General features: G+C 51.5%; 16 protein-coding genes and 1 pseudogene. 7 read left to right on the top strand and 10 right to left on the bottom strand.

Annotation, left to right across the window (positions count from 1 at the left end; translation table 11 throughout):
- From yidD to rpmH, 3 genes are read right to left on the bottom strand one after another with little or no spacing between them, the layout of a single operon-like run.
- Entirely contained in the window at positions 1–246 is a 246-nt protein-coding gene (gene yidD, locus N1078_RS12590) for a membrane protein insertion efficiency factor YidD (RefSeq protein ID WP_274088516.1), read from the bottom strand.
- The gene (rnpA, locus tag N1078_RS12585; RefSeq protein ID WP_274088515.1) at positions 239–640 is read right to left on the bottom strand and encodes a ribonuclease P protein component; all 402 of its coding nucleotides are present in this window, start codon (positions 638–640) and stop codon (positions 239–241) included. The genes yidD and rnpA overlap by 8 nt, the downstream gene beginning before the upstream one ends.
- Positions 641–654: 14 nt before the next feature.
- Entirely contained in the window at positions 655–789 is a 135-nt protein-coding gene (rpmH, locus tag N1078_RS12580) for a 50S ribosomal protein L34 (protein WP_090240950.1), read from the bottom strand.
- Between the two features lie 524 nt (positions 790–1313).
- Between rpmH and dnaA the strand changes: the two genes are divergently transcribed.
- From dnaA to N1078_RS12555, 5 genes are all read left to right on the top strand, one after another.
- A complete protein-coding gene (dnaA, locus tag N1078_RS12575) occupies positions 1314–2795 on the top strand; it encodes a chromosomal replication initiator protein DnaA (RefSeq protein WP_274088514.1) in 1482 nt (493 codons plus the stop codon).
- A gap of 32 nt (positions 2796–2827) precedes the next feature.
- A complete protein-coding gene (dnaN, locus tag N1078_RS12570) occupies positions 2828–3931 on the top strand; it encodes a DNA polymerase III subunit beta (protein ID WP_274088513.1) in 1104 nt (367 codons plus the stop codon).
- Positions 3932–3938: 7 nt separating this feature from the next.
- Complete coding sequence (gene recF, locus N1078_RS12565; protein ID WP_274088512.1) at positions 3939–5042, top strand: DNA replication/repair protein RecF; 1104 nt, start codon at positions 3939–3941, stop codon at positions 5040–5042.
- A gap of 4 nt (positions 5043–5046) precedes the next feature.
- Positions 5047–7464, top strand: a complete 2418-nt coding sequence (gyrB, locus tag N1078_RS12560; protein WP_274088511.1) for a DNA topoisomerase (ATP-hydrolyzing) subunit B — start codon at positions 5047–5049, stop codon at positions 7462–7464.
- Between the two features lie 674 nt (positions 7465–8138).
- A complete protein-coding gene (locus N1078_RS12555) occupies positions 8139–9467 on the top strand; it encodes an anti-phage deoxyguanosine triphosphatase (RefSeq protein ID WP_274088510.1) in 1329 nt (442 codons plus the stop codon).
- Between the two features lie 206 nt (positions 9468–9673).
- Here N1078_RS12555 and N1078_RS12550 read toward each other — a convergent pair whose 3' ends face one another.
- The 5 genes from N1078_RS12550 to N1078_RS12530 are packed head-to-tail and all read right to left on the bottom strand — an operon-like array spanning position 9674 to position 18372.
- The gene (locus tag N1078_RS12550; protein WP_274088509.1) at positions 9674–12904 is read right to left on the bottom strand and encodes a type I restriction enzyme subunit R domain-containing protein; all 3231 of its coding nucleotides are present in this window, start codon (positions 12902–12904) and stop codon (positions 9674–9676) included.
- A complete protein-coding gene (locus N1078_RS12545; RefSeq protein ID WP_274088508.1) occupies positions 12901–14205 on the bottom strand; it encodes a restriction endonuclease subunit S in 1305 nt (434 codons plus the stop codon). The genes N1078_RS12550 and N1078_RS12545 overlap by 4 nt, the downstream gene beginning before the upstream one ends.
- Positions 14202–16271, bottom strand: coding sequence for an HsdM family class I SAM-dependent methyltransferase (locus tag N1078_RS12540; protein ID WP_274088507.1), 2070 nt, complete (start codon positions 16269–16271; stop codon positions 14202–14204). The genes N1078_RS12545 and N1078_RS12540 overlap by 4 nt, the downstream gene beginning before the upstream one ends.
- Before the next feature lie 52 nt (positions 16272–16323).
- Positions 16324–18093, bottom strand: coding sequence for an N-6 DNA methylase (locus N1078_RS12535; RefSeq protein ID WP_274088506.1), 1770 nt, complete (start codon positions 18091–18093; stop codon positions 16324–16326).
- Between the two features lie 21 nt (positions 18094–18114).
- Entirely contained in the window at positions 18115–18372 is a 258-nt protein-coding gene (locus N1078_RS12530; protein ID WP_274088505.1) for a DUF4258 domain-containing protein, read from the bottom strand.
- 204 nt (positions 18373–18576) lie between these two features.
- On the opposite strand from N1078_RS12530, the gene N1078_RS12525 reads away from it, so the two are divergent.
- Positions 18577–19620, top strand: coding sequence for a hypothetical protein (locus N1078_RS12525; RefSeq protein WP_274088504.1), 1044 nt, complete (start codon positions 18577–18579; stop codon positions 19618–19620).
- Between the two features lie 13 nt (positions 19621–19633).
- On the opposite strand, the gene N1078_RS12520 is transcribed toward N1078_RS12525, so the two are convergent.
- Together N1078_RS12520 and N1078_RS12515 are read right to left on the bottom strand one after the other, a co-directional pair.
- Entirely contained in the window at positions 19634–19864 is a 231-nt protein-coding gene (locus N1078_RS12520; RefSeq protein WP_274088503.1) for a hypothetical protein, read from the bottom strand.
- Positions 19865–20056: 192 nt separating this feature from the next.
- Entirely contained in the window at positions 20057–21109 is a 1053-nt protein-coding gene (locus tag N1078_RS12515) for a hypothetical protein (RefSeq protein ID WP_170050689.1), read from the bottom strand.
- A 90-nt stretch (positions 21110–21199) separates the two neighbouring features.
- Between N1078_RS12515 and N1078_RS12510 the strand changes: the two are divergent.
- Positions 21200–21857, top strand: a pseudogene (locus N1078_RS12510) (hypothetical protein); the annotation flags it as partial.

Here is a 21857-nt window from a genome sequence, read left to right as displayed (position 1 = left end):
TTATTCGGCCATCGAAGAGGAACGGGAGGTTTTCGCGGGGGGAACCGGGTCGTAGCCACCGGGATTCCACGGATGGCATCGGCCCAGCCGACGCAGAGTCAGCCAGCCACCGCGCATGACACCATGGTGTTCAATGGCTTCAAGCGCGTAGCAAGAACAACTGGGGTAAAAACGACAGTGGCTGGCCATCAAGGGGCTGATGGCGTAGCGGTAAAACTGGATAGGAAGCAAAACCAGCTTACGCATGGGGACTGTCGTTCCCCCCGTGTGTTGCATCGGCTTCCGGGCTAGGCTTGCTGCGTTCGAGGCGTTTCCAAAGTTTGCCAAACTGGCGTGCCAGCTCAACATTGTCCAGATCACCAAGGCCTTTTCGCGCCACCACCACGATGTCCCAACCGACCAAATTATCTTGGTTCAGACGGAACGATTCGCGGATCTGGCGTTTCAGGCGATTGCGTTCAACCGAGAGCTTGACGCTCTTCTTGCCGATCACTAGCCCCAAGCGGGGATGACCAAGCTCATTGTTGCGCGCTAGCAGCAGGACATTTTTGCCCGGAGCTTTGCCGTTAGGGGAGTCGAAGACTGCCTTGAATTGTCGGGGAGTTAGCAGACGCTTTTCCCGACTGAAGTCTCGACTCACCACAATACCGAAAATTAGACGGCGAGACGCTTACGGCCTTTGGCACGGCGACGCTGCAGAACAGCACGGCCGCTCTTGGTAGCCATACGAGCGCGGAAACCATGAGTGCGAGCGCGTTTGATAGTGCTGGGTTGGAAAGTACGTTTCATGAGATGCGGTACCTGGGTGGTCGACTACGGGCCGGAATGGCCCCCGTTTTAAGAGACCGGGGATTCTAGAGAAACCCGACGGTCAGGTCAATTTCAAACCATGCTTTCCTGCATAAAGAAATATAGAGAAGAGAATATTTAAAGATCTTTTGTAGTGTTAGTAACTCTTAGTGAGCCACTTATCTGTGCATAAGTACCTGAAGCGCAAACGATTCGGGCTGTTCAGCCAAGGGTAAGTCTGTCGAAAAGACGTGTTGCAACTGTGCGGAAGCAGCGCACAAGCTGGGGACGGAATGCCATTTTACCCACAGGGTGGTTTTCCACCGGGTTTACCCCTGGCTTATCCCATGGGCTTGTATAAGGTTATCCACAGACCTTATTCCCCTCCTTAATCGAGCCTTATGCGTAGTTAACAGACTGATTTTCCTTGTGGATCGGCAAGCTTACATGTGGATAACTCAAGCCCTGACAGCTACAATGGCGCCTGTTTTTGTGCCTCGCGCCTTTCGATTTAGGGGATGTCCGTGTCTGTGGAACTTTGGCAGCAGTGCGTCGAGCTTCTGCGCGATGAGCTGCCTGCTCAGCAATTCAACACCTGGATCCGTCCGCTGCAGGTCGAAGCCGCTGGCGACGAACTTCGCGTTTATGCGCCCAATCGTTTTGTGCTCGACTGGGTCAATGAAAAGTACCTCAGCCGCTTGCTGGAGTTACTCGCTGAACGGACCAACGGTTTGGCGCCTGCGCTTTCCTTATTAATAGGCAGCAAACGCAGTTCAGCGCCGCGAGCGGCTGTTGTCAGTTCGCCGCCGGTAGCGCCCAGCACACCTGCCCCTCAACCTGCTGAAGCCCCTAAGTCGACCGCCACAGCGGCGCCTGTAGCGACAGAACCTTCGCGCGCCAGTTTTGATCCTATGGCTGGCGCTGCCAGTCAGCAGGCTCCTGCGCGCACCGAGCGTTCGGTGCAGGTTGAAGGCGGGCTGAAACACACCAGTTACCTGAATCGCACCTTTACCTTTGATAACTTTGTCGAGGGTAAGTCCAACCAACTGGCCCGCGCTGCGGCCTGGCAGGTAGCGGATAATCCCAAGCACGGTTACAACCCGCTGTTCCTTTATGGTGGCGTAGGCTTGGGTAAAACCCACTTGATGCATGCGGTAGGTAACCACCTGCTGGCGAAGAACCCGAATGCCAAGGTGGTGTACCTGCATTCCGAGCGTTTCGTGGCGGACATGGTCAAGGCGTTGCAGTTGAATGCGATCAACGAGTTCAAGCGTTTCTACCGTTCGGTGGATGCCCTGCTGATCGATGACATTCAATTTTTCGCCAAGAAAGAGCGTTCCCAGGAAGAGTTCTTCCACACCTTCAACGCGTTGCTTGAAGGTGGTCAGCAGGTGATTCTCACCAGCGACCGTTACCCGAAAGAAATCGAAGGGTTGGAAGAACGTCTCAAGTCGCGCTTCGGTTGGGGCCTGACAGTAGCCGTCGAGCCGCCTGAGCTGGAAACTCGCGTCGCCATTCTAATGAAGAAGGCTGACCAGGCTAAAGTTGATCTGCCCCACGATGCCGCCTTCTTTATTGCACAGCGCATTCGCTCCAACGTGCGCGAACTGGAAGGTGCTTTGAAACGGGTGATTGCTCACTCGCACTTCATGGGCCGCGACATTACCATCGAGCTGATCCGTGAGTCGCTCAAAGACCTGCTTGCTCTACAAGACAAGCTGGTAAGCATCGATAATATTCAGCGCACGGTCGCCGAGTACTACAAAATCAAGATTTCCGATCTGCTGTCCAAGCGTCGCTCGCGTTCGGTTGCGCGTCCACGGCAGGTGGCCATGGCCTTGTCGAAAGAGCTGACCAACCACAGCCTGCCGGAAATTGGTGACGCCTTTGGCGGTCGCGATCACACGACGGTATTGCATGCTTGTCGTAAGATTGCTGAACTTAAGGAATCCGACGCGGACATCCGCGAGGACTATAAGAATTTGCTGCGTACGCTGACTACCTAACTACGCAACTCCACTAGGCAAGGGACTAGACCATGCATTTCACCATTCAACGCGAAGCCTTGTTGAAACCTCTGCAACTGGTCGCCGGCGTCGTGGAACGCCGTCAGACCTTGCCGGTTCTCTCGAATGTTCTGCTGGTGGTTGAAGGCCAGCAGCTGTCATTGACCGGTACAGACCTTGAGGTTGAACTGGTCGGGCGCGTCACGCTGGAAGAGCCTGCTGAGTCCGGTGAAATCACCGTTCCGGCACGCAAGCTGATGGATATTTGTAAGAGCCTGCCGAGCGATGCTCTGATCGACATTCGTATTGATGAGCAAAAGCTGCTGATCAAGGCGGGGCGCAGCCGCTTTAGCCTGTCGACCCTGCCCGCTAATGACTTCCCGACTGTTGAGGAAGGCCCTGGTTCGCTGACCTTCAGCCTGGTACAAAGCAAATTGCGTCGTTTGATCGAGCGCACCAGCTTTGCTATGGCCCAGCAGGACGTGCGTTATTACCTCAACGGTATGCTGCTGGAAGTGCAGACCGGGATCCTCCGTGCAGTGGCCACTGATGGTCACCGTCTGGCAATGTGTTCGATGGACGCTGCCATCGAGCAGGCGGAACGGCACCAGGTCATCGTGCCGCGTAAAGGTATTCTCGAGATGGCTCGCCTGCTCACTGAGCAGGATGGCAGCGTGAGCATTGTCCTCGGTCAGCACCACATCCGCGCCACTACGGGTGAATTCACCTTTACCTCGAAACTGGTCGACGGCAAGTTCCCTGATTACGAGCGTGTGTTGCCACGCGGTGGCGACAAACTGGTTGTCGCTGATCGCCAGGGGCTGCGTGAAGCCTTTAGCCGTACTGCGATTCTGTCCAACGAGAAGTACCGCGGTATTCGTTTGCAGCTGGAGTCTGGCTTGTTAAAAATTCAGGCCAATAACCCTGAGCAGGAAGAAGCCGAAGAAGAGATCGCCGTCGACTACAACGGCAGTGCGTTGGAGATCGGTTTTAACGTCAGCTACTTGCTCGACGTATTGAGCGTGATGACCACCGACCAAGTACGTTTGATTCTTTCTGATGCCAACAGCAGTGCCTTGGTTCAGGAAGCCGACAACGATGATTCGTCTTATGTCGTTATGCCGATGCGTCTGTAACTGCTGAATGTCTCTTACTCGCTTCACTGTCACCGCGGTGCGTAATCTGCACCCGGTGACCCTCTCCCCCTCCCCGCGCATCAATATCCTTTCCGGCGACAATGGCAGCGGAAAAACCAGTTTGCTCGAAGCCATTCATTTGCTGGGGTTGGCCCGCTCCTTTCGCAGCACTCGCCTGCTTCCGGTTATTCAATACGAGCAGCCTGCCTGCACCATCTTCGGTCAGGTACAGATGTCTGATGGTCGGCAAAGCAACCTGGGTGTTTCTCGGGATCGTCAGGGTGAGTTTCAGATTCGTATCGACGGGCAAAATGCACGTAGCGCAGCACAACTTGCAGAAACCCTACCGCTTCAGCTGATTAATCCCGATAGCTTTCGTTTGCTTGAAGGTGCGCCGAAGATCAGAAGGCAGTTTCTTGATTGGGGTGTGTTCCACGTGGAACCTCGTTTTTTACCCGCCTGGCAGCGGCTGCAGAAGGCCCTGCGTCAGAGAAACTCATGGCTGCGGCATGGTACACTTGACGCCGCTTCACAGGCGGCCTGGGACCGTGAATTGTGCCTAGCCAGCGACGAAATTGACGGTTACCGGCGTGCCTATATTCAGGCCCTGAAACCTGTCTTTGAACGCACCCTGAATGAATTAGTCGAGCTTGAAGGTTTGACCCTCAGTTACTACCGCGGATGGGATAAAGAGCGTGAGCTCAACACTGTGTTGGCCTCTACCCTTCCCCGCGATCAGCAATTGGGGCATACCCAAGCTGGCCCTCAGCGTGCCGATTTACGGCTACGGTTGGGGGCGCACAATGCCGCTGAGATACTCTCACGCGGCCAGCAGAAATTAGTTGTATGTGCCCTGCGCATTGCGCAGGGCCATTTAGTCAATCAGGCCAAGCACGGCCAATGTATCTATCTAGTGGATGACTTGCCGTCAGAACTGGATGAACAGCACCGCCGTGCGTTGTGCCGATTGTTAGAAGACTTGCACTGCCAGGTGTTTATCACCTGTGTAGACCATGAATTGTTGAGGGAAGGCTGGCGCACGGATACGCCAGTTGCCATGTTCCACGTGGAACATGGTGGCATTACCCAGACCCACGACCACCGGGAGTGAAGGCATGAGCGAAAACCAAACGTACGACTCCAATAACATTAAGGTCCTTAAGGGCCTGGATGCCGTACGCAAGCGGCCTGGCATGTACATCGGCGATACCGACGATGGCAGCGGTCTGCATCACATGGTGTTCGAGGTGGTCGACAACTCGATTGACGAGGCGTTGGCTGGGCATTGCAGCGAAATCACCATCACCATCCACCCAGATGAGTCGATCAGTGTGCGCGACAACGGTCGCGGTATTCCGGTGGATATCCACAAGGATGAAGGCGTTTCCGCGGCTGAAGTGATCATGACCGTGCTACACGCCGGCGGTAAGTTCGACGACAACAGCTATAAGGTTTCCGGTGGCCTTCACGGCGTAGGTGTTTCCGTCGTGAATGCATTGTCCAGAGAGTTGGTGATGACCATTCGCCGCGCTGGCAAGATCTGGGAGCAAACCTATGTACACGGCGTTCCGCAGGCACCCATTGCTCCAGTGGGCGATAGCGATACCACCGGTACGCAAATTCACTTCAAACCCTCTGAAGATACCTTTGCCAATATCCATTTCAGCTGGGATATCTTGGCCAAGCGTCTGCGCGAATTGTCGTTCCTCAACTCCGGCGTGGGTATCTTCCTTAAGGATGAGCGCAGCGGTAAGGAAGAGTTGTTCAAGTATGAAGGCGGTCTGCGTGCCTTCGTTGAATACCTCAACCAAAACAAAACGGCAGTAAACCAAGTGTTCCACTTCAGCATTCAACGTGAAGATGGCATTGGTGTCGAAGTGGCGCTGCAGTGGAACGACAGCTTCAACGAGAACCTGCTGTGCTTCACCAACAACATCCCGCAGCGTGACGGCGGTACCCACCTGGCGGGCTTCCGCTCGGCATTGACGCGTAACCTGAATGCCTACATTGAGCAGGAAGGCCTGGCCAAGAAGCACAAGATCGCCACCACCGGTGACGATGCCCGTGAAGGCCTGACTGCGATTATTTCGGTTAAGGTTCCAGACCCAAAATTCAGCTCGCAGACCAAAGACAAGCTGGTTTCCAGCGAAGTCAAAACGGCGGTCGAGCAGGAGATGGGCAAGTACTTCTCTGACTTCCTGTTAGAAAACCCCAACGAAGCCAAGCTCGTGGTCGGCAAGATGATCGACGCCGCGCGTGCCCGTGAAGCTGCGCGTAAAGCCCGTGAAATGACTCGCCGTAAAGGCGCGCTGGATATTGCCGGCCTGCCAGGCAAACTGGCTGACTGCCAGGAGAAAGACCCTGCCCTTTCCGAACTCTATATCGTGGAAGGGGACTCCGCGGGCGGTTCTGCTAAGCAGGGCCGTAACCGCAAGACCCAGGCGATCCTGCCGCTCAAAGGCAAGATCCTCAACGTCGAGAAAGCCCGTTTCGACAAAATGATTTCCTCCCAGGAAGTCGGCACCCTGATCACTGCCCTGGGTTGCGGTATCGGTCGCGATGAATACAACATCGACAAGCTGCGCTATCACAACATCATCATCATGACCGACGCCGACGTCGACGGTTCGCACATCCGTACCCTGCTGCTGACCTTCTTCTTCCGTCAGCTGCCGGAGCTGGTTGAGCGTGGTTACATCTACATTGCCCAGCCGCCGCTGTATAAGGTTAAGAAGGGCAAGCAGGAGCAGTACATCAAAGACGATGAGGCCATGGAGGAATACATGACTCAATCGGCTTTGGAAGACGCCAGCCTGCACGTCAACGAAAGCGCCCCAGGCCTGTCCGGTAGCGCGCTGGAAACTCTAGTCAACGATTACCGTCTGGTGATGAAGACCCTCAATCGCTTGTCGCGTTTGTACCCGTTGGAGCTCACCGAGCACTTCGTTTACATCCCGCGTGTTGAAGCCGAGCAATTGGCAGATAAAGAGGCCATGCAGCACTGGCTTGGCCTGCTCGACGCGCGCCTGAAAGGCATGGAGAAGTCGGGCCTGGTGTACAAAACCAGCCTGCACGAAGACCAGGAACGTCACGTATGGCTACCGCAGGTTGAGTTGGTATCGCACGGCGTCTCCAGCTACATCATCTTCAACCGCGACTTCTTTGCCAGTAACGACTACAAAACCGTTACCACCTTGGGTGATCAGCTCAACAGCTTGCTGGAAGATGGTGCCTACGTGCAGCGTGGCGAGCGTAAGAAGGCAGTCACCACCTTCAAAGAGGCGCTGGCCTGGTTGATGGCTGAAAGCACCAAGCGTCACAGTATCCAGCGCTATAAAGGTCTCGGCGAAATGAACCCGGATCAACTCTGGGAAACCACCATGGACCCCGAAGTACGCCGTATGCTCAAGGTGCGTATTGAAGACGCGATTGCTGCCGATCAGATCTTTAACACATTGATGGGTGACGCTGTAGAACCGCGTAGAGACTTTATCGAAACCAACGCACTGGCGGTTTCCAACCTAGACTTCTAGCTTTTTTGTCGACGGGCAGGTTAATTGTCATGATTGTGCGAGTTATTGTCATGATGAAATCTGCCACTACCCCGGCCTAGCGCCGGGGTTTTTCTTTCTGGATCAGTGCTTTAGATGCAGCTCAGTAGTGTCCAGTAAGCGACTTATGTAGTGAAGCTACAGAGAAAGCCCGGAAAATCTCGTTTTGAGGGTGCAAAAATCTGGGAGATCTTTGGAGTGAATGGCGCGCGGCAATTTAAGCCGATCAAAACAGCGTCGCCCATCAGCCTTCAAAAATGATTATGGGCAGTCGAGTGCGACACGCTTGCGGCTTCATCAAAACGAACCGCATGCTGTGCCAACCTGCCAACCTGCCAACCTGCCAACCTGCCAACCTGCCAACCTGCCAACCTGCCAACCTGCCAACCTGCCAACCTGCTGTAGGTGGGCAAAGTTATTTGCCACTTCGGCCAGAGTTAAGCGGTTCGGCCAGAGTTAACTGTCCACTGCCCTTCTGATAAAACCCCCGTCAGCTCGCGAGAGCGTCGGGGGTTTTTAATATATGTGGGGCGTTTTGCCTATGGCGGGCTTGGTAAGGGCGCTTGGTACAATCAAGGTCAACTGACTCCTCAGATCGGCAATATTTGCAGTCGACGGTCGCAGAGTTCAAATTAACGGACAGGGAAAAGTTTTTGATGACTGAAATTATTTGGGAAAAACGTCGACTTGAAGATCCGCGCCGTACCGGTGAAGTTCGCTCGGAGTGGGAGCGTGATTACGCCCGCCTGATTCACTCATCGGCATTCCGTCGTTTGCAATCCAAAACACAAGTTTTGGGTTTAGGGGAAAGCGATTTCTACCGTACGCGGCTTACCCATTCGATGGAAGTGGCACAGATTGGGGTCGGAATTGTGCGATGGCTTAAAGAGCGCCATAAGGATAGCGAGGAAATCATCGAAGCTTTGCCGCGTTCAGCGCTTATGAGTTCTATTTGCCTGGCACACGATATTGGGCACCCTCCTTTTGGGCATGGTGGCGAAGTTGCCTTGAACTTGTGTATGCGTGATTGCGGTGGTTTTGAGGGCAATGGCCAGACATTACGCATCCTGTCGAGACTGGATAAGTACACTGCTGATCATGGTCTAAACCCAACTCGTCGCCTTCTTTTAGGCGTACTGAAGTATCCCGCACCGTATAGTGAACTGGTAGGCGAGACTGCGTACGGACAAGTCCCTACTCAGCGCTGGCTGTGTAAAGCTAAAGAGCAGCACCCGCCCAAGTGCTATATGGATGATGAGCGTGATGTAGTGGACTGGGTTTTGGCACCTCTAGCAGAGGCAGAAAAAGCCGAGTTCACGACGTGGCGGGAGGATAAGTCAGGTCACATGAAGCCAATCTACAAGGGGCTTGATACGTCGATTATGGAGCTGGCGGATGATATTTCGTACAGCCTGCATGATCTTGAAGATGCTCTCTCTTTAGGAATGATTACCCGAAAGTCCTGGGATGAACATAACCAAGGGCAGGAGGTATTGTTCATAAATTGTGGCCGGGATGTTAACCAATTAGCTGATCAGCTGTTCTCGGATGAAAGCTTCGAACGCAAAAAAGCTATCGGTGGGCTGGTTCACCAATTCATCCTAAATACAATCGTTAAAGAGTCCGGCATGCCATCAGCAACTACACCGCTGATCAAATGGAATGCATGTATGGATGAAAATCATCAAAAATTGCTGAAGCATATATTCAACCTTGTGATGACCAAGGTAATCGAGAGCCCCAATGTTCAGCAGTTGGAGTTCAAAGGTCAGAAACTTGTGATCGAACTGTTTGATGCGCTGAATTCTGATCCAGAGAGGCTTTTGCCATCCACAACGCGGAAACGATATGTCAGCGTGGATAGTGCCAGCCAAAAGATGCGAGTTGTTTGTGACTACATCTCTGGGATGACAGATGAACATGCAACCCGTCTGTACGAAAAGATCTATTACCCTCATAAAGGGTCGATTTTTGACAGGCTGTAAATTGGTACGCTGTTAAATCAGCCCTGCTGCCAATACCTCGCCAGATCCTAAGATCTGCCGAGGTATTGGCATTTATGAGGGAATGAATCAGAGTTCTGGTCAATCAAGAGTACGCAGAAATGCAGTGCATGGCGCCGGACGCATCAACTACTCTCAGGGCCTAAGTAGCGAAAGTGGAGTGATTACCACATAACTGCTCGGCTCACTCACTGAGCGTCTCGTACGGTGATTTCAAAGTCATCACATAGCTTTTCAATCAGATCTTCAGTTTCCTTGAAAAAATAGTCGCCAACAGTCTGCCTATGGAGCGCTTTATACCGACGGTAAATTTTGGCAAAGTCGTCGTAAATTTCATGCTCGGAAACGTGTGATTTGATCTTGACGATCAACCGTCCGCCCTCGCTGGACTCACGCACGTAGCGGAAGAAATCAACGATCTTGGTTTCAAAGTCATTTATCAATGTGCCCGTCTTTGCTTCCTGTTCGTTACGGGCGGCAATGATGGCCAAAATATCAAACTGTCCACCAGGGCCCGGTGGTGTGCCCACAGCAACTTCTGTTGGCGTTCTCTTCTTCTTTTTTGGATCATCTGGCAGCACTTCAACCATGCCAATCTGGTTGTCAAAATACACTTCAATCGGGTCTTTAATGTCCTCGCTTCTATGCAGCATGTTGTAGAGCGTATTGAACTTGCGCCAGAAGAATAAAAAGCTCAGTTCGCTGTACTTTGCATCCAGCTCAATCACGTATTCAATGCGATTGAGAATGGTGAAATACTGCGATGCCTTGGCTTTGGTATCGGCGGTGCGCTGCGGATTGGCGTCGATGTATTTCTTCAGGCTACTTTCAAAGTCCAAATAGCTCTCTGGTTCATCGCGCTTAGCGGCGTCATTGTAGACACCCATGAATACGGCAAAAAATTTGTCGTAGGTATCAGACTTCTTCAAATCGCTCAGCAGTACATCCAGTACCTTTTTGTCGCCAAACGGATCGAAGTCACTCACCACCACATCAGAGAAATGCTCGAAGGCATCCTTGATGTTTTGCACATTCACGTTATTGTAAGAAAAATCAACAATCTTGCAGTCGTTCTTGTATTTCGTCGTACGGTTCACGCGAGAAATGGTTTGAATGGCGCTGATTCCCTTAATTTCTTTATCCAGGAATAAGGTGTGCAATTTCTTCTCGTCGAAACCGGTTTGCAACTTAGCGACAACAATCATCAAACCATTTTTACTGAGCGCAAAACTCTCCAGCACCTTTTCTTCCGTCAAGCCACCATTGAGTCCGGTAGCGCTTTGTTCATCCTGGTTGCTGGAATACACCACATGGATCGGTGCATCGGCGTACTTTACGTACTTGGGATCCTTCACCAAGGCGTTGAAGTGCTTCGTCACCGCACCTTGATACGCTATGGCCGCCTTGATTGAATACACAGCTAGCATCGCCTTGCCGGTGCCCCGTATTTGCCGGTATACGTCCTTGACAAGTAGATCAGCCACATACTTGGCGATGGCATCGATACGATCCCGGTTTTCATAGACCTGCTTTTTCTGCGCGTCCTTGTATTCTTTCTCGGTAAAACCTTCGAGCGGATTTGCGGGTAAATCAAACAGCATCTTGGAGGCGACTGGCACAATGTTTTTCAGCGGATTTAGGATGAAGCCATCCTCAATCGCTTCTTTCATGGTGTAGCTGTCGAAGGGCCGCCAGAGTTTCTCGCTTTCGGCATAGCCACTGAACTCGCCAAAGCGGGCCAGGGTGTGGTCGTCTGGCGTGGCGGTAAAGCCGATAATCAGATTCTTCTTGATGGCTTGACCGGCGTAGACTGCGCCGTCGAACGGACTTTGCAGTTCGTCAAAAATGCTGACCATTTCTTCATGCTGGTCACCGCTGTTGGAGCGGTGGATCTCGTCAATCAAGAACACAATGCGCATTCCCGACAGCTTTTTCAGCACTTCCGCGTCGAGCATTTCTCGCACCGCGCCAAACTTCTGCAAATTAACGATCACCAATCGGGTGTCGGACGCCAGCGCCTCTTGAAAGGTCTTCTTGTTAGTTGCCTCGATCACCATGCGCTTGTCGATGTTCATGTTCAGCATGAGCGAATCAATTTGACTACGCAGTTGCAGACGATCCACCACGATCATGATTTTGTCGTACACATACTGCGCTTTGCCGTCGCTATCTGGGCGGCGTAAGTCCTTTAACTGCAAGGCTGACCAGCCGATGATGTTGGATTTTCCGAACCCGGCGGCGTATTGCATTAGCAGTGAATAGACATTTTTGTTATTGGAGTAGGCCTTGCGCTTATCCAGCAGCTCTTTCTTTTTGGCTTCGCCAACGCCCACTAATTGCTGCTCTAGTAGCTTCTCAAAATAGTCAGGCTCTTGCTCGTGAGCCAAAAATTCGTCGATCTTGACCATGATTTTGTCAGTGCCGAACTTCTGCTTCGGGCGCGGAGAAATCAAATGGCCTTGCTCGCTTTTAACCTCCTTCACCCCTTTATTGACATAGACGTCACGCTCAATGAAGTTGTAATACAGAATTTCTTTCTCGATCATTAGCTTGCCGTATAACGCAGAAAACAGCTCTTTGAGCTTGTCCTTCTTTTCGGCATCGGGCTTGAGCAAGGGATAGAGCTTGAATACTCCGTGGGCTTTTTTCTCTATTTCTTCCCGGTCGAATTTGCCTTCACGGCAGGTTGCCAATATTTCGTCAAAGTAATCGACAATGGTGCGGATGACGTAGGTTTCACCAATGTCGGTGGTGGTAATATGAATAGCGCTTTCAAAAATTTTTAGAAAGTCTTTGCGCACACTCTGCTTTTCTTTGTCGCTCAGCATGGCATTGCTGTCGATGTGCTGGTGATACACCTTTACCGCTTCAAAGTAGTCTTTAAGTACTTTGCCACGCCCGTTCTTGCTGGCACTCTGACTGGTGTAGTTGCTTTTTAATTCGCTGTAGCCGAGGTAAATACCGTTCACAAATATCACGATATCTGGGCGGAACGCGTAAATTTGCGAGCCTTGATAGTTGAACTTATACGGCAGCTCTTGCACCACCGAGAAAATATTTTCATCAAACAAGGCATTGCCGTGAATCACGCTGTCACTGGTGTAGAACAAATGCAGTTTGATGCCTTGCAAGGTAATCGACTTATTGGCGTTGATGAACAAAGCCATATTGCGGCTGCTGGCAATACGCTCAGCAAGTAAGGCCATCAGGTCTTGCAGCAAAGCCTTTTTATCGCCCTTGTATTTCTTGAGCAAAGCCTCATAAGGCTTTTGGTTGAGCGAGCTCTCGGCAATGAACGCTTGCAAGTCTTCTTCAATAATCAGCGATTGGGTGACCGTATTGGCTTTGACTTCCTTGTAGCCCAACCCCTCGCGAAAGAACGGGATCAAGAATTTGTCTTGAAGATGAAGTTCGTTCATACGGCCAACCCTTCGCTCAACACTTTGATTTTTCCAGTTACCACATCGTTGATCAGCGCCTTGCGCAGGTCTTTCAACTTGTCTATCTGGGTGTTAATCGCTGTGACGATGCGATCTATTTGAGCAGTTTTTTCATCGAGATAACTAGCAATGGCTCGTTGTTCTTCTAAAGGTGGAACAGGCAAAAGCAACTGCGAAAACAAATCAAATGTCATGGTAGATCGCAGCGTCTTGCTATTTGCCAAGAGGGAACCATTGCGGTTCTGTTCAAGGTAATAGTAAAGAAAATACTTCATATCTACGTTTTTCTTTCCCTTGATAACTGTATATGCACTCGTGATAATCCCAAGATTATTCACATGACCAACTATCCTTGGCGTTACATCAATGTCAAATAGGCACAAAACGAGGTCGCCCGGATTCGCAATTTGGTAGCCATCAAAAGAGGCAGGAATTTTTCCCTTCATATTGTCAAGGTCGCGCTTTATTACTCCGTTCAGAGTTAATGAGAGTACGTCATATGAGGAGCTATCCAAGCCTGCTTTATTCCTGGTCTGCTCAAATATATCTTTACCTCGCCTAACATCCCAATGCTCCGGCACCGCTCCAATCCAAACTACATAACTGTCTTTCATCGGCACGGATTTATCCAAACCACGGGTAACAGCTTCGTTAATGAGCGATTGTTTGAGCTTGCCATACTGCGTTGCCTTTTGGCCGAGCAAGTCTATTTGACTATCAATCTTCGCGGTTTTGGTGTCGAGATAGGCGGCGATGGCAGTTTGTTCGACTAAAGGTGGAAGCGCAAAACAGAACGTTTCTAAAAATAGAGATGGGATACGCTTTAAACCACCTGCTCCAGCCATTTTTGAAGCGCCAGCCTCAATAAAACTAGACGTCAAGAATAGATAAAAAAACCAACGAGGGTTCTCTTTTTTGGACACCCTTACAACATTAATTTCAGAGGAACCAAACCCGATTCCATGCGTCAGATTTTTTGCAATTGCAATATTTCTATTCTCAAAACAAGGAGTAACCTTTGCAACGAGAATGTCACCCTCTCTAAAGTATGTATAACTACCAGAAATATCAGAAGTTATGGTAGTTACATCTGTAAGTAATGAGTCTTTTTTAAGCTTTTCCATTGGTGCGAAAGTGCACTCCCGTGGAAGCTCTTTAATTTCAGTTTTAGAAGGATTAAAGGCTGCTTTGTCCTTAAGCCTACATACTTGCCAATGCTTAGAAAAACCGTCTCCACAATCCTCATGCGCGGCATAGCTTTCGGTTTTCACCGCACTCATAGCGCCAACTCCGCTTCAAGTACTTTCAGCGTTTTATCCAAGTCCGAAATTTCATCTGCGATCTTGCTCACGGGATCCAGAGTTTCTGGTTTGTAGAAAATCTTATTGAAATTCAATTCCACGCCAACCACGTTTTCCAGATACACAAACGGCTTGCTGACGTAGCGCGCCATAAAAGCTTGGATTGCGGATTGGTTGACAGCGGGGTCTTTGTGGAAGGGGATGATCTCGTAGTCTTTTTGATAGTCCGCTGTTAGTTCCACGCTGATTTCAATGCGCTCAGCCAGTTTCTTTGTGGCCTTTTTGTGACTGGCGCTCACGACAATCTTTCCGCAGCCAAGTGCTTCTTTGATGCCGCCTGCTTCTTTGATTAGGGTCTCTTGATCAGAGTCGTAGTAGTAGTTGGCATCTGCCGTCGTGATTACCAACGCTTTTTCTTTGTAATCAAGCTGCGCAACCAGAGGCTTTATAGCTACCATGCAGTAGCTATCAAGAGCGGGATACTCGGTTGCATCGTACTTCGTAATGCTGAATTCAGTCAGTTCAAGCTCGCCCTGCGTGATCTTGGTGGGAGTTAGTTCGATTGAGTTCACGCGCTTCATTTCGCCGAACTTGTCTTCCTTCATTGGCAAGTGTGCTTCAAAGGTTCGGCCTTGCTCATCGACATTGGTGAGCATGATGGCTTGTTTGTTGAAGTAGAAAAATTCTTTTTCGAGTACGCGTGCGTAACCATTGTCTTTATAGGCGGTGAGCGTGGCGACGATTTCCATACGACTGACTTCGTCTACTTCTTTGCGTTTTGAACCTTTGCTTTTCTTTAGCGACCTAAATTTATCGCTGGCGTTAATCAGCATCACTTTGTCTTTGTGATGCGCCTGCTTGTTCTTATTGAGCACCCACAGATAGGTGTAAATGCCGGTGTTGAAGAACTCGTCGGTAGGTAGCTGGATCACCGCTTCGACGATATCACTGTCCAACATCCATTTACGGATATTGCTCTCAGCGGAGCCAGCATCACCACTAAACAGGGTCGAGCCGTTATGAACCACGACGCCCATGCCGACACTGTCGAGTTTGGAGATGAGGTGCTGCATGAACAGCAGTTGTCCATCTGAAATAGATGGCAAGTATTTGAACCGACCCGTCTTGTCGTTCTCGATGTCTTTTTGATAGCCCTTCCAGCTCACGCCATAAGGTGGGTTAGCGATGACGACGTCGAATTCTTCGTTGTCGAATTTGTCTTCTACCAGCGTGTTGCCGTGTTCGATTTTTGAATCTGGGCGAAAGCGGCTTTCAATCTTGGCCAGCGCATAAAGCGCATCGTTCCAGTCTTGGCCATAGGTTTGCGTGAGGCGTTTGAACTTCTGGTTGATGCGGTCTTCGACCCCAAACAACATATTGCCGCCACCGCAGGTGCAGTCGTAGATTTTGAGGAGCGTGTCGGACTCTTCGATTTTGGAAGCGATGATTTCGGCGATCAGTGCGATCACGTCGTCCGGGGTGTATTGCTCTCCTGCGGTTTCGGCAGAAATGTCCGCCCACTTGCGCTTGATGTGTTCTTCCAGCGTCGTGATTTCTGAGTTGTTGAAGGGTTTGAGATCAATCTCTGCCCACAGTTTGGTGTAGCCAAGCAGCACCTTCTTTGTTTTGAGCTTAGTGATGACACCTTTGATGTCGAGGAATTTTTCACCCTCGGCGGCATCGACTCCGAGCAGGTCTCTGGTTTCACCATCAAAGCCTTTCAGGTAAGCATCGAAGTCGATATCAAATGACTTATCGTTCTTGCAAATATCCGTCAACGATTGGGATTTTTCAAAAATGAAAATGTTGTAGCCTTGGCCTTTGTCTTTGATCAGGTCGTACAGATCGTCTTTGTGAATCTTGGCAAACGCATCCTGCCCAATCTCGGCCTTGAGTTCATCGAACATGCGCACCAAGCGGCTTTCAATCATAGCCAATGCAAAGAACGGCATCATAAAGGATGGCCATTCAGATTCTTTGATGCCACAGCCACGCAGCAAGTCGGCAGTGGCCCAGATTTTTGATTCGTATTGGAGGATGTCCATTGGATTGGTCTCGAATAATTTCAATAAGTGTGCAGTTCTGTTGCTAAGCGAGTTATAGGTGCCAGAAGCCTGCGGCTAATGTGGATTGCTTGTCTCGTAAATGCTGAATTTCGATTTGGATCTGCGCTTCCTGCTTGAAAACTTGAACCATCCTGTTCGTTTCATCTGGCGAGGAGATTGGAATCTTCAGCTCCCTTAGGGCAGAGAGCTGGATGGAGGACATGGCTACTCCCACCGCCATGCGGTTGAGTAGAACCTGGCCAATTTCCGAACGCAGGTACACGACTAGCGCTTCAGGTAGGTACTTGGCTTTTTTGCTAGCTCTCAAGATCACAAAGGATTGACCAGCAATCCAACCGCCCTCTCCTACTGGAGGTACATCGTTGGTTATACCAACCTTACCAATGGCACCCCGAAAACTAAGTAGGATGTCTTTTTCTTGCAGGAAGTAAGTATTGGATTTGGGAGAATCTAGGTCGAACAGTGCTTCTTTGCTGGCTTTAGTGAGGTAGCCAAACTCGGGCAAGTCGAGGGTTTGCACTTCAAGGACGTTAGAACCACTGGAGGCGGTCGTGTGTTGCCTCGGGCGGATGATCTCGAAATGATCGCCCAATAGAGAAAAGGAATGCTCCCTAAGCGCAGCTGCTAAACGACGTGCTTTGTCGTCCAAGATGTAGTGAGAAACCTCTAGGTTGTAATCATTGGCAGAGATTGCTGATAAAGATACGGAGTTAGTTATTTCCGTCTGCTCGGATGACTCTGTCAGATCGATCAGCTTATCTAGGTTGATGAGCGTAGTTTTTCTTTTGGCGCCGGTTGTCCGGTAGCCATCGACGTCGGCAGTCACGAAGCGAACCTGCTTCGAGGGCTTGGCGGTGTTCAATATCAGAATGGCTACCGGGATATTTGTGTGGGTACAGAGGCCCGCAGGCATGGAGATCACTGCTTCTATCAGGCCAGACTCTACGAGGTGCTCTCTGAGTTGGCGTTCGGAACCGGTGCCAAACAAGAGAGCTTTGGATACCACGGTAACGATCCGACCTTTCACTTGTGCAAGGAGATGACGGATTTGAAGAACGTCGCCAACCGGCGACTTTTCCGTGAATCGTCCCAGCAGGTCGTTGCTGATGACCTCTGGACGATAGCGAAGGCCCATTGGAGGAAAGCAAACCGCGCACCCGAAGTGTTTGAGTTGGCCCTTTTCCAGCGCTGAAGGATTGGCAAGGGGCTCTGTGACATGGAGTGTCCAGCCTTTGCTTGCTGTTGCACAAAGCAGGGGGGAAAGCAGCGTTGGATTCTGGGTTTCTACCCAAGTACTGGCTCCGGTTTGGATAATGCGTGCAGCAAGTTGGCCCGAGCGATCCCAAGGGACGTAAACGTCGTCGTCGCCCTTCAGTTTGGCTAATGCGACGACGAGATCCGCCAGGCTGGGCGAAATGGCCATATCGCTGCTTGGCTCGCTAGCCATCCAGAAGCCTGCGTCCCGGAGGTCTAGGTTGTCGAGAAAGCCTTGATTTTCCAGCTGCAAGATTTTTTCCGATACCGGGCGCAGGCCATTCGGTGTTTGCAATGCGAACTGCCATGCACCTTCATAAATGAACGAATAGGGAAGCGAATCTTGAGCTTGTCGAAGTGCATCCAGCTGCGCGGCAATCGGTTCGAAGGCCCAAGCTTCAAAGCGGAGACTCTCTGGAATACGTTCCTCCTTTGACAGCTTCCACCAGCACAGTAGCTGGAGGATTAGCGACTGGGCAGAGTCGTTGGAAGCGGTGGCGTATCCGCGAGCTGTGTCCAGCAGTTGGTAGAGAATTTTCTCGTTCATGTTCATTCCGGTGTTGTTGGCTCAGCGATGGCCAGAGCAGTTGTAGGTAGTGATCAGGGCATCCCCTTCTTGGATGACGACAACGCCACCTTTGTCAGTAATTTTCATCAGCAGGCGCTTCTCAGACTCAAGCTCCATCAGTCGTATCTGAGCTTCCTTCTTCCCAAGAACGACTCTGTCATGCGTCGAGTTGGTGCCATGCATGAGCACATATTCGACCATGCTGGGCGTGATCCCGCGCTGTGACTGTCTGACCTTGCAGTGGTGGGTCGTGTGCATGATGGCGAACCTCCGATGAAATCCGAATCTGTGATAACAAGATAGGCTACGGATTTCTATTCGTCAATAAGGATTAAATCCTTATTTTGATTTATTGATTTTTTAGCTTTGAGGGTATGCTGGATCTACTGTCGTCAGGTCTCTCGGATGAGAGAGGGACTGAGACGTCTCTAGAGCTTTGTCAGAACCTTGAAGGGATTGCCTATGAAGCTAGTCCGCGATGCTCGAACCTTAAAAAACAAGTCCATTAGCTCCCTACGCACCGGAATGCAGGCGTTTAATAGCTTCGATGACGATGGGCGTATCACTACGGTACTGCTGCACCTCCAGCATGCTTGCGAGATGTTGCTGAAGGCCGTATTGGTACAGAACCAGGCCAAGGTCTTCGACAAAGAGGCGGGGCGCTCTATTAGCTTCGATAAGTGCCTCGGGCTCTGCACAGCGCACTTTGGCCTGACAGCTGAGGAAGCCGGCGCGATGCGTGCGATTGATAGTTTGCGCGATGCGGCGCAGCACTGGTTCGTCATCGTCGCCGAGGATCTGCTGTATCTCAACACACGAGCATTGATCACGGCTTTTGATGCCTATATGCAGCGTGCCCTGGAGGATGCCCTGATAAAGCACATCCCTGCTAGGGTTTTGCCAGTCTCAACCATGCCTCCTGGCGATTTCGAGTTCTTGGTGGATCGCGAATATCTCTTGATCCGGGAGTTGCTGGAGCCTGGTCGGCGGCACCGGGACGAAGCCCGTGCACGGATTCGTTCCCTGCTCGCCATGGAGTCGATTGCCGTGGAAGAGGTTGTTATATCCGAGCGTGACATCGACCGTATTGAGCGGGCCGTGCGTGCAGGACAAGACATCCTTGAGGTCTTTCCTCGACTCTCCACTGTGGGTACGCGCACTGATGGTGAGGGGGTGAACCTGGTCGTTCATTTCTCTAAGAAAGAAGGCGCGCCTGTGCGTTATATCGGCGGCGATGACCCTGCCGACGCGGCGGCAGTGCGTGAGCTGGATCTCCAGAAGAAGTTTTACCTGGGAGCAGCAGAGCTTGCGCAAAAGGTCGGACTTACACAACCCAAGGCTCGGGTGCTGCGAGCTCATTTGGTGATAGATGCGGACGTGACCTGCCGTCACGTCTTCGAGTTCGGATCCACAAGGATTCCGCGCTTTTCGGACAATGCATTTGTACGTATGCGCGAGGCTCTGAACAATCTCGACATCGAGGAACTCTGGCGGGCGCGTCCGTGATAGGCAGCGTGGGCTAAAGCTCCACAATCAGCACCTTGATGCCTATTCCCTCGCAGAACCGCCCCACTGCCGTCAGCGAGCGCCACACCCTCATCGGCTCACGCCGCGAGCGCACCGGTAGCCATTTCAAGCCGAGGCGTAGCTCCAGCCGCCAATCATCCCCTTCCCGTAGTGCCCGAAACTCCCGCGCCGCCCCGGTTTCGACCAGCGCCTGCAACGTTTCCTGCTCGACCGCCTTTCTCATACCACTGCTCTCCCACTCAGCCAGTTCTCTGGTATCTGGTATAGCGCAGGGCCGTAGACCGGTGGCCGCTGTAGGCCGAGCGGTAACCGATCCATAGTCAGGTGTTGGGGTGGATTTTACAAAACGTCCTATTACGCGCAGTCAGCTGTGCTCGATCAGCAAATCCATAGGCCATAATTGACAGGCTTAAGTTCACAAGCCCATATCAACGTTCAGCTTGCCTCGTCTCTCCTCATTGGTTGCCGAATCGCTATCACCAGCCGCCCAAATGCGTGCTTGAATAATGTCGCGGTAAGTACGGATTTTGTCTGGCTCAGGCAGCTTGTAAATCGGTCGCAAAGGCTCAGACTCTGGAGCGGGCTGCCCATCCATCGACTCCAGCGCACAATACAGTTCCGCCTCTTCTATCAACCCAGCTCCTGCCTGAATCTGACCAATGAGCTGAGCAAAGTAGTCTTCAAACAAGACCTTCAAATGGTCTGTGTCAATAAAGTGCGATAAGAACAACCAGTGGCCTTTTTTGTCATAGGGTGACCCCCCCCAGTAAAGGCTCAGCTCCGCCAAACGCTGAAGCACCACGTTGTCGCGCAGGAACACAAACCAAATAGTGGGGGCTCGGTGACGCTGTGAGAGGGCATGCTCATACAGCTCTCGTGCCGCTGTAGCCGGGTCGCGCCAAGCGCTAGGCTGGATACATAGCACCAGGCACTTTAGTTCTCCCTGTGCATCGTAGAGGTAGTAGCCGCCCGGACTACCCAGCGTGCCTCGTCGTCGAAGGACGCGGCCTTTATACGTATCGAAGGGGTGCAATTTTGACGAATCAAAATACGATTCCAGTCGGTAGAACAGTGCATATTTCTGTGCAGTGTTGCGACTGGGGCGGGTAGCGTCAGTGTCCGGTAACGCTTGAGCGTCGCCGCGCATCAAGGTTTCTAGGTCGGCCAGCTTAAGTTGATTACTCAGCACAGCGTCGAGTAGCTCTTGAGCCATATCTGGTGCGGTCGACCAGAGCTTAGCCAGACGCTCCAGCGGGGCATAGCCGCATTGGATGTGCTCCCGTTCGATGCCAGGCTTAAGCCCCTCCAGAAAACGGCCAGCAGCTTTCACCCGCGCCCAGGTTTTAGGCTTCAGTCCCAGAAGTCCCGCCAGCTCAGGGTCGCTCAGCGGCCCTTCAGCTATGGATTGCTCCACCACCCGGCTCTGCACGTAAGTGTCATACCAGCTCGTGTCTACGTGCCGTCCCATTGCGTTCCTTAAATTTGTTGGACTCGAATCTATTGACAAGATTAGCAAGGCTGGCTATTACTGTAAAGGAGATAGATTGGAGGCCAATAAATGCCGACTAGAAAGAAAGGTACTAAGCCAGTCAGAGATGTTGCTAAACGCACCAACCGTGGGTGCAAGGCTTACATCGTCCCGACAGACCGTAACGAAAATGGCTTTGTGGCCGGCCAAAGTTTTACGGAGCGCAACCATCTTTTGATGAACAGTCTCCGGCTAGGTCTGAAACACCTATCAGACCAGCCCGTCTGCATTGACCTCGAAAACGAAACCCTGGTGGCTAGTCGCGATGACTTACCGAAGAAATCAGGCAAAAAGGTCAAGAGCTATACCCCTGATGCTGAATACGAACTTGAAGATGGCCAGGTTGTGGTTTGTGAAAGTAAGCCCAGCGCCTTTCTTGAAAAGAATGAAGAGAAGCATGCGCTGGCAGAAAAAATCCTGGGCAAATACGGTAAGTCGTTCATCACCATGACTGAAGTAGGTTTCACCCCCGTATTTATCTCCAACTTGGAAAACTTGAAAAAAGCACTTAGCTCGGCCCAGCTGCGGATTCCACGCCATTCGGACACTCAGCCCACGCTGATCCGGACACCTGTTCCACGATCATTCGGACAGGCAGTCGGAGCGCAGCGACGCAGGGGTTGCATTGTTAGTCTGAGGCGCCCGGCGCCGTCAATTTCTTCACCCGCTTTCTCATCGACTCGCCCTT

The organism is Pseudomonas sp. MIL19, assembly GCF_028680365.1.
GTDB classification, from domain to species: Bacteria; Pseudomonadota; Gammaproteobacteria; order Pseudomonadales; family Pseudomonadaceae; genus Aquipseudomonas; species Aquipseudomonas spirodelae.
The sequence above is the reverse complement of the archived record's forward strand: the minus strand, read 5'-3'. Positions and strand labels throughout refer to the sequence as shown.